This is a genomic window from Hymenobacter sp. HSC-4F20 (assembly GCF_019599275.1).
GTDB lineage: Bacteria > Bacteroidota > Bacteroidia > Cytophagales > Hymenobacteraceae > Hymenobacter.
In genome coordinates this window covers 392,632-409,453 of record NZ_JAHZTD010000004.1, presented here as the reverse complement: position 1 = coordinate 409,453, position 16,822 = coordinate 392,632, and the positions used below count along the sequence as shown (strand labels likewise).

Genomic DNA, 16,822 nt, shown 5'->3' with positions numbered 1-16,822 from the left:
GCTACTACCCCGGCAGTACAGACGCAAAAAAGCCCGGCCTACCGCTGGCAGCCCGGGCTTTCCTTCTATCAGGAGGAGTTTTCTCGCAGAAAAAATCCGTCGTTAATCCGTTATTTCCACTTCCCGGTCCTGCAACCGGCTCATGGCCGCAGCGGCCGAGTGCAGCTCGATTTCCTCGCCGTTCTCGTCCTCGATGCGGTACTCGGTGAGGCCCAGACTAGTGTCCTTCATCACCTTCACCCACTTGTAATACTTCAGGTACCACTTCATCTGCCGGCTTACTAACCCTTTGGTATAGTAGGCATGCAGGAAGGGGTGTACGTAAAGCGTAATGCCCGACTGGTTTTGAGCTACCAGCAGGTCGTCAATGCTGTTGTCAATTTCGTCCGTCACGAGGATGGAAGCCGAAATCTTGCCCGTGCCACCGCAGGTAGGGCACACCTCACCGGTGACAATGGCTTCGGCCGGCCGCACACGCTGCCGGGTAATCTGAAGCAGGCCAAACTTAGTTATTGGGAGGATGGTGTAGCGGGCCTTGTCCTGCTTCATGATGCTATGCACCGCGTCTTCCACCTTTTTCCGGCTCTCGCCCGACTTCATATCGATGAAATCGACGACGATGATGCCGCCCATGTCGCGCAGCCGCAGCTGGCGGGCTACCTCTTTGGCGGCCGCGAGGTTCACGTGCAGGGCCGTGGCCTCCTGGTCGCCTTCCTGGTTGCTCTTGTTGCCGGAGTTCACGTCGATGACGTGCAGGGCCTCCGTGTGCTCAATGACGAGGTAACCTCCACCAGGCACCGTTACGGTTTTGCCGAACAGTGTTTTCAGCTGTTTTTCAATTCCGTACTGCTCGAAGACTTTGACTTTGCCGGTGTGCAGCTTCAACAGGCCCAGCTTATCGGGCGCAATCTGCTGCAGGTAGCTGCGCATTTCCTCGTACATCGGCGTCGAGTCCACGGTAATGGCATCGAACGACTCGTTGAGCATGTCGCGCAGCATGGAGGAAGTACGACCCAGCTCGCCCAATACCTTGTCGTTGGGCTTGCCGGTGCGCAGGTTCTGGAAAAGGGTTTCCCACTTGCTTACCATGCTCTGCATATCCTTGTCGAGCTCAGCCACCTCGCGACCTTCGGCCACGGTCCGGATAATCACGCCAAAGTTGTCGGGCTTAATAGAGGCAATGAGCCGCTTGAGCCGCTCCCGCTCCGTCTTGCTGACAATCTTCTTGGATACGCTGATGGTGTTCGAAAACGGAACCAGCACGAGGTAGCGGCCAGCCATGGAAATATCCGTGGACAGGCGCGGGCCCTTGGTGGAAATTGGCTCCTTCACAATCTGAACCAACAGTTGCTGGCCCTTCTTGAGCGTGTTGTCGATTTTACCGACTTTGTCGAGCGTCCCATCAAACTGGAAAGTTTTCAGGGCTCCGACGGGTATTTTCTGCGATTGGACGCCTTTGCCCCACTTTACCAGGGAAGGAAAGTTTTCCCCCAAGTCGCCGTAGTGCAGAAAGGCATCTTTTTGGTACCCAATGTCAATGAACGCGGCGTTCAGACCGGGCATAACTTTCTTGACCGTGCCCAGGAAGATGTCACCGACTGAGTAGGCGGTGTCGTTGCGGTCGAAATGATATTCGATGAGCCGCTTGTCCTGTAGCAGGGCAATCCGTTCTCCGTCCTGAGTAGAATTAATGATTAATTCGTTACTCAATGGATTAAGCGGTTAGAATAGAATCTCCGGCGAAGTGTACCAGTTGGCAAGCTCCGGCCCCCGAAACCCGTAAAGGGAAGCCAGCGCGCAAGGCACCAGCTTCCCTTTTAAGCCACGGGGAAAGTAAGCTTCTGGCCACTCTCAGAGAACCTAAGTGAGAGATAGACGGGTTGTCTTCCTACGAGGAAAAGCCCGCCAGCGAACCCCAGGTGGGCTTACTTCTTCTTGTGACGGTTCTTGCGCAGACGCTTCTTCCGCTTGTGAGTGGCAATCTTATGACGCTTTCTCTTTTTACCGCAGGGCATGAGTTGAGATGGTTAAGGGTGTAAAAAATACTTAGTTCAGCTTCTGGAGTTGCTCATCCACCGAGGCAGCTAGGGCCGGATCAGTGCTGAGGCTTTTTGCCTTTTCAAAGGCTTTGCGGGCTTCTTCCTTGGCCCCGGTTTGGGCTAAGGCGACGCCAAGATAAAACTGTCCGTTGACGTTTTCGGCGTTTATCTTGATCAATTCCCGGAAACGCTCCACGGCCCGATCAAACTGGCTGCTCTGAATTGCCAGGAAACCAAGGTTATACAGGGCTTTTTCGTTGCGCGGGTCTGCGGCCAGAACTTCCCGTATCAGGGTGATGCCCTGCACCGGATTGTCGCTGGCCATGTAGGCCATGCCCAGATTGGTTTTCGCGTCGAGGTTGTCGGGATTGTTTTTCAGCACTTTCCCGTACAGTTCCTGGCACTTGGCCCCGAGCAGTTTCTGGCGTTCCTCCGTAGCCGCGAAGCTGTAGGCTTCGAAGTACTCATCGGCGGCCCGTTTCCAGGCTTGCTCACCGGGTCGTACCAAGGCAATCTGCTCGAAATAGTAGCCGGCGCTGTCGAACTTCTCCACGGCCTTGTACTTAGCCGCCAGCTCCTGAGCCAGCCGGAGCCGGCCCGTCAGATCGGCCCCCGCGGCGTTGTACTTGGTCAGCAGCCCATTGATTTCCTGCCGCTGCGCAGCGGGCACTACCATGTGGGGCTGTTCCGCTGTTGCCCCTTCAGGCTTGCCCATGGCATCCACGGAGGCTGTAGAAGGAGCAGCCGCGCCATTGTCGCGGGTAGCCGTGCGGGCGGCCGTTCCGGCCAGGTCGCCTTTGCCCTCTTTGGGCTTGACAATTACCTTCGGCAACAAAAACAAACCGGCCACCAGCGCAACCGCCAGGGCCAGAAGTAGAAGTTGGTGCTTGGAAGTACTGTTGGTCATCAGCGAGAAAAAAAGCCGGCCGCCGGGGTTCCGTACCTGGAATTCCCGGCGGCTCAGCCGGCAATATTACAACGAGAGCAGGTTAGGCGTTGGCCGTTTCCTTGATCTTCTTGCTGTTCTTGATTTTGCCGATGAAGGTTTTCGACGGCTTGAAGCTCGGAATGAAGTGCTCGTCGATGATGATCGACGTGTTTTTCGAGATGTTACGGGCTACTTTCTTCGCGCGCTTTTTGTTCACGAAGGAGCCAAAACCGCGCACGTAGATGTTGTTGCCGTCGGCCATGGAATCCTTCACAACTTTGAAGAAGGCTTCTACGGTAGCCGAAACGTCTGCCTTCTCAATGCCGGTCTTGTCGGCAATTTCGGCGATTACTTCTGCTTTAGTCACGCTGGTAAGTGTACTAGGGAGTGAAAAAAATTGTGTTGGCAAATTATGCCGACCTCAGAACGTAAGCACTTGCCCGGTAAGAGTTTGCCTACGTTTTGAGGGGCACAAAGGTAGCCCCCTTTTTCGGTTTTACAAACGGTTTTTGTGCAATCCATTCTGCTTCCCCGGTTGCATCCAACTTATTCTTTCTCAAAGCCTTGACTTTTTCTCTAACCGCTGCACCTGCTCCTTGGTTCGCTTCTGCTTTATTAAACTGGTATCCCCGTCACCGTCGCGACCTACCCTGGCGCCACACCCGTGACCCGTACGCCATCTGGTTATCAGAAGTAATTCTGCAGCAAACCCGTGTCAAGCAGGGTCTGCCCTATTATCTGGACTTCATTTCTACTTACCCTACCGTGCAGGACTTGGCCGCTGCCCCTCAGGACGAAGTACTGCGGCACTGGCAGGGCCTGGGCTACTACTCCCGGGCCCGCAACATGCACCACACGGCCCAGCAGGTAGTGCAGGAGTACGGGGGCGTATTTCCGGGCTCCTATGCCGCGTTGCTTAAGCTGCGGGGAGTAGGCCAGTACACGGCAGCAGCCATTGCCTCCTTCGCCTACGACGAGCCAGTGGCCGTGCTGGATGGCAACGTGTTTCGGGTGCTGGCCCGCGTATTCGGACTATCCCAAGATATTGCCGCGCCGGCCAGCCGCAAGGTGTTTCAGCAACTCGCTGACACTCTCATTCCGCGCGAGCAACCGGCCGAGTTCAATCAGGCCATCATGGAATTCGGGGCTATCCAATGCACCCCCGTAAAGCCCGACTGCTTATTCTGCCCCCTGCAAAGCCAGTGCTACGCTTTCCAGCACGGTATGGTGCAGGAGCTACCAGTAAAAAGCAAAGCCAAGGCCTCCCGGACGCGCTACTTCCACTACCTGGTGCTCCGCCACGAGGACATGCTGTACATGCGCAAGCGTGGTCCCAAAGACATCTGGGAGGGCCTATATGATTTCGCTTTGCACGAAGCCGATACGGCGGAGTTACCGGCCGGGCACATTGTAGACGCCGTAGAGGCACTGGGTGGCCGGTTTGCAAGCGCGCAGGTAGCGGAACCAGTGCGCAGCCTACGCCACATCCTGAGTCATCAGAAGGTAGAAGCTCAATTTCATGCCGTCCGGTTAGCTGAGCCACTACCAGATGCCGCCTTGGCGCGAAGCGGGTTAGCAGCGTACCGAGCGGAGGAAATAGAGGCCCTCCCCAAGCCTGTACTTATAACTAATTATATTAGTACAAGCCGGGCTTGATTACCAATTATATTGGCAAATATGATTTTTATTTCCTATATTTATGGAAGTAACTACCTCCTTACTCTTTTTCCCTAATTCACTACTTAACAAGCATATGGCAGGCGTAAACAAAGTCATTTTAGTTGGCAACCTGGGCAAGGACCCAGAAGTACGGCACCTTGAAGGCGGCACCAGCGTGGCTCATTTCACGCTGGCGACCAATGAGTACTACAAGGACAAGCAAGGCAACCGGGTAGAGCGCACCGAATGGCATAACATTGCGGCGTGGCGCGGCCTGGCCGAGCTGGCCGAAAAGTATCTGCGTAAAGGCCAACAGGTATACGTAGAAGGCAAAATCCGGACCCGACAGTACCAGGACAAGGACAATCAGACCCGTTACATTACGGAAATCATTGCCGACGAAATTTCCATGCTTGGGGGCCGGCCCCAGGCTGCCGAAAGCACAAGCGCACACCCGGCAGCCGCACTGGAAGCTCCTACTACCTTTCGCCAGGAACCTGAGTTAGATCAACTACCGTTCTAAACGGGCTTGGTCTTGTTTTAACGTAAAGCCCCGGTTATACCGGGGCTTTTTGCGTGCGAGCCTGCCACGCGAAAGCCCTGCTGCTCCGGCGTGAAAGCGCCTGTTTCTTAACTACCTTTGATACTTCATTTGCTTTTGCTTCTCATGCCCGTTTTTCCACTGCTGCGCGCCGGAGGCGCGGTTTTCGTTTTGCTGGCTCTGACGGCAGGCTGCACCTCTACCCCCGATTTCACGCCCAAGCCCAAAGGCTACAACCGCATCGACCTGCCGGCCCACGCTTACCAGCCGCTGGGCCCGGGGCACCCGTATCAGTTTGAGTATTCGCGCTACGCGAAAGTGCTCCGCGACTCTTCTTACCTGGCCCGGCCGCACTGGATTAATGTGTATTATCCGGCCCTGCAGGCCAACATCCAGATTACATACTCCAACATTGCGGGTAAACCCCAACTCTACCACAAAATGCTGGAGGATGCGCGCAAGCTTACCAGCAAGCACGAAATCAAGGCCACGGCCATCGACGAGAACGTGTTGAAAACGCCCGGTGGCCTGCGAGTGTCCGTGTTTGAGTTGCAGGGGGAAGTACCCAGCCAATTTCAATTCTATACCACCGACAGCACCACGCACTTTTTCCGGGGAGCCCTCTACTTCCGCACAGCCACGGCCAACGACTCGCTGGCGCCGGTCATTGAGTACGTGAAGCAGGATATTGTCCGGATGCTGAACACGCTAAAGTATCAATGAGCAGTGAAGAATGGGGAATGAAGAAAGGTGGGAGCCCCTACGGCCCGACCGTTCTTCATTCCTCATTCCTCATTCTTCATTCTTCATTGATTTATGAGCAATTTCTTTCAAACAAAACTTGAGTACCTGCGCGGCGTGGGGTTACAGCGGGCCCAACTCCTGCAGAAGGAGCTGAACCTGTTCACCTACGGCGACTTAATTCAGCGCTACCCTTTCCGCTACCTCGACCGCACCCAGTTCTATAATATCTGCGACCTGCACGACGACCTGCCCTACGTGCAGGTAAAAGGCATTCTGCGCGGGCGTGAGGTACTGGGTGAAGGCCCCAAGAAACGCATGGTGGCCAAAGTAGCCGACCCCAGTGGAGAGTTGGAGGTGGTGTGGTTTAAAGGGGTGAACTACCTCGAAAAAATAATCAAGAACCACCAGGAGTACATCGTCTTCGGCAAACCTACCTTATTCCAGGGCCGCCCGCAGATGGCTCATCCTGAGCTAGAGGAAGTAACGGAGCAGAAGCCCGGCCAGAGCTACCTGCAACCAGTGTATAACACCACTGAAAAGCTCAAAAATTACCACCGCGTCGATAGCAAGGCCATTGCTCGCATGGTGGCCGATCTGCTCAAGATTGCCCTCCCCCACGTTCACGAAAACCTGTCGGCGGATATTATCCGGCAGTACGGACTCATGGACAAGGCCACGGCCCTGCAGCAGGTACACTTCCCGCAAAGCACAGAGCTGTTGCAGGCCGCGCGGTTCCGGCTTAAATTCGAGGAGTTGTTTTACGTACAGCTCAAGCTGTTACGGCAGAAAGACCAGCGCAAGGTGACGCTGGCGGGGCAGATCTTCAAGGAGGTGCCAACCCTGGTGCATTTCTATAAAAACGTGATGCCCTTCGACCTGACGGGAGCCCAAAAGCGGGTGATTCACGACATCTACAAGGACTTCTGCTCGGGCCAGCAAATGAACCGCTTGCTCCAGGGCGACGTGGGCTCGGGCAAAACGATTGTGGCGTTCATCAGCATGCTTATGGCCGCCGACAACGGGGCGCAGAGCTGCTTGATGGCGCCTACCGAAATCCTGGCCGACCAGCACTACACCGGCCTCAAGCAGTTTGCCGATCTGCTGGGCCTGAAAATTGGGAAGCTCACGGGCAGCACCCGCACGGCCGAGCGCCGGGTGCTGCACGAGCAGCTCCGCTCCGGCGAGATGCACATGCTGGTGGGTACCCACGCCCTGCTGGAAGACGTGGTGCAGTTCCGCAACCTGGGCCTGACGATTATGGACGAGCAACACCGCTTCGGGGTAGCGCAGCGCTCCAAGCTCTGGCAAAAAAACCCACATATCATCCCGCACGTGCTGGTCATGACGGCCACCCCGATTCCGCGCACGCTGGCCATGACGCTCTACGGCGACTTGGACGTATCGGTAATTGACGAGCTGCCGGCCGGCCGCAAGCCCATCGTCACGGTGCACCGCTTCGACTCCAACCGCCTGAAGGTATTCGGGTTTCTGCGCGACCAAATCAGGCTCGGGCGGCAGGTATACATTGTTTACCCCCTCATCGAAGAAAGTGAAACCATGAGCGACTATAAGGACCTCATGGATGGCTATGAGAGCGTGGCCCGCGCCTTCCCCGAGTTTCAAATCAGTATCGTGCACGGACGTATGACGGCCGGGGAGAAAGACGCTGAAATGCAGCGCTTCCTGAAGAACGAGACTCAGATTATGGTGGCCACTACCGTAATCGAGGTAGGGGTAAACGTGCCCAACGCCTCGGTGATGGTAATTGAAAGCACTGAGCGGTTCGGGCTTTCCCAGCTACACCAACTGCGCGGGCGCGTGGGCCGGGGAGCTGAGCAGAGCTACTGCATTCTGATGAGTGGCTACAAGCTCAGCAAGGACTCACGCACCCGCATAGAAACCATGGTGCGCACGAACAACGGCTTCGAAATTGCCGACATCGACCTGAAGCTCCGTGGCCCCGGCGACCTGATGGGTACCCAACAAAGCGGCGTGCTGGATTTGCTAATTGCCGATTTGGCTAAGGACGGACGTATCCTGACGGAAAGCCGCGCTGCCGCTCAGCAACTCCTCAACGAGGACCCTAACTTGGCTAAACCTGAAAATCAGCCCATCAGGCACCATATTGAAAGCCTTCCCGCAACAGCCGTAAACTGGAGCCGCATTAGCTAAGCAGCGCTCTACTTAACGTGAACCCGGCGTTACCCGGCCGCTTGTAGCCGCTGGGTAACGCCGGGTATTGAGGAAACATAAAAAAAGCGCCTTTGTATAAAAGGCGCTTACAGCGGAGCTACTCTAAAGAAGCAGTGTGTACCGGAGCGGGAGCAGTAGCCTGCCAAAAGCGGCCACCTCCACCCTGGGTTGTCTTTCGCTTAACTGGGGTCAGGAACTGGAAAAGTGAAGAGCTTTGAGTTGGCACCTGCCAGGTGGTCTGAACAGCTGTAGCTTCGGCCGTTAGAGGGGTACTCTGTCGAGTTAACTTACCCGCTACCACGAGCGAAATCATAAGCACAAAGCGAAGTAAAGATTTCATAAGGAACTATCTGGTTATGCTGGCCTGGGGGCTAGGCAAATTTCAAGCCATTTCGGTGAGTACCGAAGTTGGATTACGGGCAATAAATAGAAAGAGCAAAAAGTTGTTCATCCACGGCTAAGCTGCCAGAACAACGCATCGACCCCTTCTGAAGGCAACATTTAAAATTCTTATATTTAGATATTCCTTCCACAACAGGTGCGCATTGCGTTGACCACAGCCAGCTTTTGAATTCGCGCTGCAAAGGTCGCTATATATCCTTGAAAGTCTATTCCATAGACATTAATAAAGTATGATTTCCTTTCCGTATAGCAGCCTATTGCATTGGGGCTGCATATTGGCGTAGAACAGCTGAAGTTAGGTACCTTTGGAGAATACAGTTTTCGGCTATGGCCTTCTGTTTCACTTAACTGTCTTCCTCCGTGCGCTTTCCCTTCTTGTTGGCAGCTGGCCTTACGCTAACTAGCTTCCTGATGGTACCAGCCTCGCTCCAGGCTCAACGGGTTAAATCGACTCCGTTCAGTTACCTGCCCGAGCGAGCCGATGACCGCTACAACCAGCGCGTAACGAGTAAAGCATTGGCTTTATCGACGGGTGGCTTCGTAATCCTGGCGCATAAATCGGCCACCGAGTATGCCGTAGAGCGCTACGATGCCGATCTGAAACGCCTGTGGAGTACTACCCTACCGCTGGCTGCCGGCGAATCAGTTGATGCCTTCGCCCGCAGCGCCAACCAGGCTACAGTAGTGCTTCACTCGGCAGGAGCAGCGCAGCAGCTTAGCGCTTACACCTTTGAGCTAACCAATGGCCAGAAATCGCCCGCCAAAAAGCTCATTGAGGCTGGCCCGCGCGAACGTCGCCTAGCAGCCAGTTTTTCTCCAGATGGTACCAAGTTGGTAGCGTGGCGCTACCTCACCCGCGACGAACAGATCCGGGCCATTAGCGCTACCGTGTACGACGAGAAACTGCAGAAGCTGAAAGACCGCACCTACGACTTTCACGACCAGGGCGGCTTTTTCTCCACTACGGTGCAGGTTGGCAACGATGGGTCACAGTTTGTTACTCTCGTTAGCGACGGAATGAAAAAGCTTACGGCACGCCGCTACCGCAACGATTCGCCGGAAGTAAAGGTGATGTCGGTTTCAGTAGGTGGCACCTTTGGTGGGAAAGAAGTAAACGTGTTTGACTCCCGCTTTGCCCTGCAGCCCGACAATACCCTGTACGCGGCAGCTATTTGCAATGAACGAGAAACTGGCCTTTACTATAGCCTGAAGCTGGTGAAATTCGACTTTTCAGCCGAGGGCGATATGAAGTTCGCCCCGGAGGTGAAGTTTACTTCTGACTACCTAGCCGAAGTTAACAAAGCCACGGGCGCTACCGCTAAACGGGTGGAGGATGTATACCTCACCGATCTGCTCCTCACCGACGAGAAGCAGGTGGTAGTCATTGGCGAAAAGAAATATGAGGAGGGCGGTGACGAGTCGCCGGGTCATACCCGCGAGCTGCACCTGTTTGGCTACAACGAATTTCAAACGCCAACTTGGCACCGTATCATCGCTAAGGACCAGGTAGCACCCGCCGCCGAGGGATTTAGCAGCATTAGCTACCGGGCTGCCTTGTTTGGCCCGGAAGTGCAGGTAGTAACCTGGGAGAAAATCAAGAACAAGTCAGACCTGTATATCCGCCGCGTAAATGCGCAAAACGGCACAGTACAGGAGCCAAAAGGACTTGGGCTGAACGTAGCCTCCGACCAAAATCCTTCCTATGTTAAGGACTTTACTACTTGGCTTGATCCGAAAACCATCATTGGAGTAAGCCGCCCCAGCAAAAAATCAGCGGCCCTAATGCTGAACAAAATCGTCATTAAGTAAAGCACACACTTGTCGGATTGGACGGATTGTATTGCCAGCATTTGGCTTTATGAATGGGGCGTAAAACAAAAGGGCTTGCCATTAGGCAAGCCCTTTTTGATGAAGGAGAAAGGTGTCAGCAAACACCTTGCTTTAGAAAGCGTACTCGTTGGCCTGAATCAGCACGTCGGCAATGCGGCGGCGGGCATCTTTGGCGTTATAGAGGTCGGCTTTGGTGAAGCGCTTCAGGCCCATAGCCAGCAGGCGCTGCTCGTCGCCCTCGGTCATGGAGGCAATGGCGTCTTTGCCGAACTTGTTCACGTTGTCCACGGTATCAGCGAGGTACACACGGACAATGTCGATTTGGGCCGACAAAGCTTCTTCACCTTTTGCCGCAGCTTCTTTCTCTACGCGCAGCAGCGTGCTTTCAGCGGTGTACACTTTGATGGCCATATCGGCAATGTTCATGAGTACTTCCTGCTCCTTGGCCAGGGAGTTCATGTACTTCTGCACGGCCGTGCCTGCTACCATCAGAATAGCCTTTTTCAGCTTCTGAATCGTCTTTTTCTCGGCAGCGAACAGACCAGTTTCTTCTTCCAGGTTGAAGTCCGGAATGGCCATCAGCTCCTGCTGCACCGCCTGGGCCGGGCCCATCAGGTCTAGCTCGCCTTTCATGGCCTTTTTCAGGATCATATCCACGGCCAGCATGCGGTTGATTTCGTTGGTACCCTCGAAGATGCGGTTGATGCGTGAGTCGCGGTAGGCACGGTCCATGGGGTAGTCGGCTGAGAAGCCGTAGCCGCCGTACACCTGCACGCCTTCGTCCACCACGTAGTCGAGCACTTCCGAGCCTTCTACTTTTAGCATGGCGCACTCCACGGCAAACTCGCGGGCCGCGCCCAGCAGCGCTTCATTGTGGCTCTGGCCTTTGGCCAGCAGTTCCTGCTCCATGCGGGCAATGTCCATACCGGCGCGGTAAATCGCCGATTCTACGGCGTAGATGCGCACGGCCTGCTCAGCCAGCTTGTGCTTGATGGCGCCGAACTTGCTGATGGGCAGCTTGAACTGCACCCGCTCGTTGGCATACTTCACGCTCAGCGTAGAAGCCATTTTAGTAGCACCCAGGCAAGCAGCAGCCAGCTTAATGCGGCCGATGTTCAGGATGTTGAAAGCAATGAGGTGGCCCTTACCAATCTCACCCAGCACGGCCGACTTCGGCACTTTCACGTCCGAGAGGAATACCTGCCGCGTAGAGGAGCCTTTGATGCCCATCTTGTGCTCCTCGTTGCCGAGGCTCAGACCGGGCGTGTTGCGCTCCACAATGAAGCCGGTGAACTTGTCGCCGTCAACTTGAGCAAACACGATGAACACGTCGGCAAATCCGCCGTTCGTAATCCACATTTTCTGCCCATTGAGCACGTAGAACTCGCCGTCTTCAGTCGGAATGGCCTTGGTTTTAGCACCAAGGGCGTCGGAGCCGGAACCGGGCTCCGTGAGACAGTAAGCACCCATTAACTCCCCGCTGGTCAGGCCAGGCAGGTACTTGTTCTTCTGCTCTTCGTTGCCGAAGTACAGAATGGGTAGCATGGCAATGCCGGTATGCGCCGCAAATGCCACCGGGAACGAATGGCCGCCGCCTACCCCTTCCGTTACGCGCAGGGAGGTAGTAAAGTCCATGTTCAGCCCGCCATACTCTTCCGGAATGCTCACCCCGAACAAGCCCAGCTCGCCAGCCTTTTCCATCAGGTTGCGCATCAGACCTTCCTCGTGGTTATCGAGGCGCTCCAGCAAAGGCTGTACCTCCTTCTCCACAAAGTCGAGGGCGGTTTGATGCATCATGTTCTGCTCCTCCGAAAAATCGGCGGGCGTGAATACGTCCTGGGCGTCGGTTTCCTTAATGATGAACTCGCCGCCTTTCACGAGCTTGTTGGTTACTTCCATGGCTAGGGTGAGGTAGTAATGTGGGAGGTTGATGTCGAAAAAGAAAGACAAACTATTCGGCTTGCCGAGTATTATGAGGGTAGCAAGCCCAGTTGTTTGTGGTACCGAAATATAAGAAAATATGGTATGCTTGCCGAGTACTTAACGAAAAGAAAACCCCGTTTGATGCGGGGAATCTCTTTTCATTGAGCAAATAAAGAAGCTATGCACTCTGCCTCTCTGTTGAGCTACGTGCTTAGAACGAGGTAAACAACCCCAATTGATGCCGTGACGCAAAACGCTGCGTCTCTGCTTCGTTCTTACTAGCCTCAGCTCGTGCCACATGCTGCCTGAGTTTTCCGATGAAAGCGCTGCCACGCTTTCGAGGCCACATATGGCACGAGCTAAAGCCTGCTGTTACTTCAGCAGCTCATAAATGCCGGCTACGCCCTGGCCGCCGCCCACGCAGGCGGTTACCATGCCGTACTTCTTACCTCGCTCGCGCAGCTCGTGGAACAGCTGAATGCTGAGCTTAGCACCGGAACAGCCCAGCGGGTGGCCGAGGGCAATGGCGCCACCGTTCACATTCAGCTTGCTCTCGTCGATGTTCAGCTCGCGGGTAATGGCAATAGATTGGGAGGCAAAGGCCTCGTTTAGCTCAATCAGGTCGATGTCATCGAGCTTCATGCCGGCCTGCTTCAGCGCCTTGGGAATGGCCTTAATGGGGCCCATGCCCATGATGCGCGGGTCGATGCCTTCGGTGGCGTAGGTAATCATGCGGGCAATGGGCTCCAGGTTCAGCTCCTTCACCATGCGCTCCGACATCACCAGCACGAAGGCAGCTCCGTCGGAAGTCTGGGAGGAGTTACCAGCCGTTACGGAGCCGTTGGCGGCAAATACCGGACGCAGCTTAGCCAGAGCTTCCAAGGAGGTATCCGCGCGGGGTCCTTCGTCGGTATCGACCACGTAGGAACGGGTTTTCTTCTTGCCGGTGGCTTGGTCGAGGTAGGTTTCCTCTACCGTGATGGGCACAATCTGCTCTTTGAACTTACCAGCCTGAATAGCCTTAATGGCCTTCTGGTGGGAGTTGTACGCAAACTGGTCCTGATCCTCGCGCGACACTTTGTAGTCCTGCGCTACGGCTTCGGCCGTGAGGCCCATGCCGAGGTAATAGTCGGGATGCTGCTGGGCGAGCTTGTAGTTGGGTACGGTTTTCCAGCCGACGGTAGGCACCATGCTCATGCTTTCAGTACCCCCGGCCACGATGCAGTCGGCCATGCCGGCCGTAATTTTGCTGGCGGCCATAGCAATAGTTTCCACACCGGAGCCGCAGTAGCGGTTCACGATAAGGCCCGATACGTTCATGGGCAGAGCCAGCAGCGAAATCAGGCGACCCATCTGCAGGCCTTGCTCCGCTTCTGGTACGGCGTTGCCGACCATTACGTCGTCAATACGGGCAGGGTCGAGGGCAGGCACGGAGGCTACTAAGTGTTTGATGACGTCGGCGGCGAGGTCATCGGGGCGGGTGAAGCGGAAACCGCCACGGGTGGCTTTGCCAACGGCCGTGCGGTAACCAGCTACGATATATGCGTTCATGTTTTTAGTACTGAGTAGTGAGATGGGAGTAGTTAGATGCTATTCCAGAGCTACTGCTTTTCAGTCAAAGACTTTTGTAAGCCAAACAACATTTTCTGCAATTCCGTGAGTTCTGCGGAAATGGTATTGAGACTTTCTTCCGTGATGTAGCCGAATGAGGCAGCTGGTAGGAGTTGAGTTTCCAACTCATAAGCTGATCCGTTAGCAATGGCTAAAAACTGGCGAAATTCGAGCTTTGAGTTTCGCCCAGCTCCCTCTGCAATGTTGGAAGGTAGGGAAACAGCTGCCCGCCGCATCTGCGAAACCAATCCATACCGCTCGTTATCCGGGAAGCCAGCGCAAAGCTGATAAGTAGATCTAGTGATACTCATCGCTCTCTGCCAAACCTTTAGCTCTTTGTATTGGTGCATGGGAAGAAAGTCTCAATACTCACTACCGACTACTCAATACTAGTTCCGCAGTGGTTTACCCGTGGTCAGAATCGACTGAATACGCTCCAGCGTTTTCCGTTCCCCGCAGAGGCTGAGGAAGGCTTCGCGCTCCAGGTCCAGCAGGTACTGCTCCGATACTTCGGTGGGGCTGCTCAGATCGCCGCCGCACATGATGTAGGCCAGCTTGTTGGCAATCTTCACGTCGTGGTCGGAGATGTAGCGGCCTTCCTTCATGGCGTGCACGCCGGTCAGGAACATGCCGAGGGCGCCCTTGCCTTGCACCTTGATGTTGGTTTTCTGCACTGGCTGGGTGTAGCCGTCTTCGGCTAGCTCAATGGCAGCAGCTTTAGCTTGCGCGATGACGCGGTTGCTGTTTACCACTACCTCGTCGCCGCGGCGCAGGAAGCCCAGGTCGAAGGCTTCGGCCGCAGAGGTCGACACCTTGGCGGTGCTGATGGTCATGAAGGTGTTGCGGAGCAGGTTATACTCGGGCTCCCCTTCTTCGTACTTGGCCGCGGTGCGCAACGTCATTTCCTTGGTGCCGCCACCGCCCGGAATCAGGCCCACCCCAAATTCCACGAGGCCCATGTAGGTTTCAGCGCCAGCTACTACCCGGTCGCAGTGGAGGTTCAGCTCGCAGCCGCCGCCCAGCGCGAGGCCGTGCGGAGCGCCTACCACCGGAATGCTGCTGTAGCGCATTCGCATCATGGCCTGCTGGAACTGGGCAATCATCAGGTTCAGCTCGTCGTACTCCTGATCCAGGGCAAACATGTACACTAGGCCCAGGTTAGCGCCGGCCGAGAAGTTGGGGGCGTCGTTGCCGACCACCAGACCGCGGAAGTCCTTTTCGGCCAATTCTACGCCTTTCAGCAGGCCCTGAATTACGTCGGAGCCCAGGGCGTTCATCTTGCTGTGGAACTCCACGTTCAGGATACCGTCGCCGAGGTCGAGCACCGATGCACCCGCATTTTTCCACAGCACTTTGCCAGTGGCGCGCAGGTTGTCGAGGATGATGAAGTTCTCTACCCCCGGAATAGCTTTGTAAGCCTTCGATTCGATGTCATAGAATTGCTTCACGCCCTGCTCGCTGACCTTGTAGAAGGTAGCGTTACCGGCAGCCAGCATCTCTTCTACCCACGGCGCTACCGTTTTGCCTTCGGCCTGGGCTAGCTCTAGGCCTTTCTGCACACCCAGCGCGTCCCAGGTTTCAAACGGGCCCATTTCCCAGCCGAAGCCAGCACGCAGGGCGTCGTCAATCTTATAAAGCGAATCGGTAATTTCCGGAATCCGGTTGCTCACGTAGGCGAAGAGGCCGGCGAAGGTTTTGCGGTAGAAGTCGGCGGCTTTGTCTTTGCCCGATACCAGCACTTTGAAGCGGTCAGCCAGCTTCTCAATCGGCTTAGTGGTTTCCAGGGTGGCAAACTTCACCTTGGCGCTCGGCTTGTACTCCAGGGTAGCAAGGTCGAGGGCCTGGATTTCCGACTTGCCACCTTCGCCCTTCACTTTCTTGTAGAAGCCCTGGCCGGTTTTGTCGCCCAGCCATTTATTCTCGGCCATCTTCTTGATGAAGTCCGGCAGCTGAAACACTGCTTTGGCTTCGTCGTTCGGCAGGTTCTGGGCCAGGCCGTTGGCTACGTTAATCATCGTATCCAGGCCTACCACATCGGAAGTACGGAACGTGGCCGATTTGGCGTGGCCGATAACGGGCCCCGTCAGCTTGTCTACTTCCTCTACCGACAAGCCGAGCTGGCTCATCACCTGCACCACGTCCATGATGGCGAATACGCCCACGCGGTTGGCGATGAAAGCCGGCGTGTCTTTGGCCAGCACCGTGGTTTTACCCAGGTACAGGTCGCCGTAGTGCATCAGGAAATCTACTACCGCTTGGTCCGTGTCCGGGCTCGGGATGATTTCGAGCAGCTTCAGGTAGCGCGGTGGGTTGAAGAAGTGCGTGCCGCAGAAGTATTTCTTAAAATCGTCGGAGCGGCCCTCCATCATCATGTGAATCGGGATGCCGCTGGTGTTGCTGGTAATGAGCGTGCCAGGCTTGCGGTACTGCTCCACGCGCTCAAACAAGCTTTTCTTAATGTCGAGGCGCTCTACCACTACCTCAATCGTCCAGTCGCAGCCGGCAATGTCCTTGAGGTTGTCGTCGAAGTTGCCGGTTTTAATGCGCGCAGCGTCCGACTTGCGGTACAATGGCGAGGGGTTGCTGGCAATAGCGGCCTGCAAGGAGCTGTTCACGATGCGGTTTTTCACCGCCGGGTTGTCCAGCTTCAGGCCTTTGGCTTCTTCGGCGGGTAGCAGCTCTTTGGGTGCGATGTCGAGCAGCAGCACTTGCACACCAATGTTGGCGAAGTGGCACGCAATGCGCGAGCCCATCACACCGGAGCCCAGCACGGCTACTTTTTTGATGGTACGATTCATTCGTGGGGAGGAATGAGTGGGTGAGAGATGGAAAGTTAAGGTAGAAGCCGCCGGCAGGTAGCAGTCAGCTTTTCATTCAAATTGTTCGTCATGCAGCGCTTATAAAAACATAAAGCGCCTGACCGGTTTGGCACAAAATGCAAAAGCTATCAGC

12 protein-coding genes are annotated in these 16,822 nt (G+C 55.4%); 5 read left to right on the top strand and 7 right to left on the bottom strand.

From position 1 onward, the window contains the following. Positions 1-102: 102 nt before the first annotated feature. From K3G63_RS20455 to K3G63_RS20445, 3 genes are all read right to left on the bottom strand, one after another. Positions 103-1,710: an Rne/Rng family ribonuclease gene (locus K3G63_RS20455; protein ID WP_220615989.1), complete on the bottom strand. Its 1,608-nt coding sequence runs from the start codon at positions 1,708-1,710 to the stop codon at positions 103-105. A 336-nt stretch (positions 1,711-2,046) separates the two neighbouring features. Next, on the bottom strand, positions 2,047-2,946 hold the full coding sequence (locus tag K3G63_RS20450; protein WP_259404594.1) for a tetratricopeptide repeat protein: 900 nt from the start codon (positions 2,944-2,946) through the stop codon (positions 2,047-2,049). A gap of 82 nt (positions 2,947-3,028) precedes the next feature. Next, positions 3,029-3,334, bottom strand: a complete 306-nt coding sequence (locus K3G63_RS20445) for an HU family DNA-binding protein (protein WP_045690055.1) — start codon at positions 3,332-3,334, stop codon at positions 3,029-3,031. 197 nt (positions 3,335-3,531) lie between these two features. Here K3G63_RS20445 and mutY point away from each other — a divergent pair, with 197 nt between their 5' ends. The 5 genes from mutY to K3G63_RS20420 all read left to right on the top strand — a co-directional run bounded on the left by mutY (position 3,532) and on the right by K3G63_RS20420 (position 10,315). Continuing rightward, entirely contained in the window at positions 3,532-4,623 is a 1,092-nt protein-coding gene (gene mutY / locus K3G63_RS20440; protein ID WP_220615988.1) for an A/G-specific adenine glycosylase, read from the top strand. 97 nt (positions 4,624-4,720) lie between these two features. After that, positions 4,721-5,149: a single-stranded DNA-binding protein gene (locus tag K3G63_RS20435; RefSeq protein WP_220615987.1), complete on the top strand. Its 429-nt coding sequence runs from the start codon at positions 4,721-4,723 to the stop codon at positions 5,147-5,149. Between the two features lie 144 nt (positions 5,150-5,293). Then, positions 5,294-5,890, top strand: a complete 597-nt coding sequence (gene gldD / locus K3G63_RS20430; protein WP_220615986.1) for a gliding motility lipoprotein GldD — start codon at positions 5,294-5,296, stop codon at positions 5,888-5,890. Between the two features lie 93 nt (positions 5,891-5,983). Further along, positions 5,984-8,083, top strand: coding sequence for an ATP-dependent DNA helicase RecG (gene recG / locus K3G63_RS20425; RefSeq protein WP_220615985.1), 2,100 nt, complete (start codon positions 5,984-5,986; stop codon positions 8,081-8,083). 783 nt (positions 8,084-8,866) lie between these two features. Then, positions 8,867-10,315 carry a hypothetical protein gene (locus tag K3G63_RS20420; protein ID WP_220615984.1) on the top strand — a complete coding sequence of 483 codons (1,449 nt, stop codon included), beginning with the start codon at positions 8,867-8,869 and terminating at the stop codon, positions 10,313-10,315. A 132-nt stretch (positions 10,316-10,447) separates the two neighbouring features. On the opposite strand, the gene K3G63_RS20415 is transcribed toward K3G63_RS20420, so the two are convergent. From K3G63_RS20415 to K3G63_RS20400, 4 genes are all read right to left on the bottom strand, one after another. Then, the gene (locus K3G63_RS20415) at positions 10,448-12,235 is read right to left on the bottom strand and encodes an acyl-CoA dehydrogenase family protein (protein WP_220616056.1); all 1,788 of its coding nucleotides are present in this window, start codon (positions 12,233-12,235) and stop codon (positions 10,448-10,450) included. 396 nt (positions 12,236-12,631) lie between these two features. Next, positions 12,632-13,810, bottom strand: coding sequence for an acetyl-CoA C-acyltransferase (locus K3G63_RS20410; RefSeq protein ID WP_220615983.1), 1,179 nt, complete (start codon positions 13,808-13,810; stop codon positions 12,632-12,634). Positions 13,811-13,860: 50 nt separating this feature from the next. Further along, positions 13,861-14,220, bottom strand: coding sequence for a four helix bundle protein (locus tag K3G63_RS20405; protein ID WP_220615982.1), 360 nt, complete (start codon positions 14,218-14,220; stop codon positions 13,861-13,863). Between the two features lie 39 nt (positions 14,221-14,259). Next, entirely contained in the window at positions 14,260-16,668 is a 2,409-nt protein-coding gene (locus tag K3G63_RS20400) for a 3-hydroxyacyl-CoA dehydrogenase/enoyl-CoA hydratase family protein (protein WP_220615981.1), read from the bottom strand. Positions 16,669-16,822: the final 154 nt, after the last annotated feature.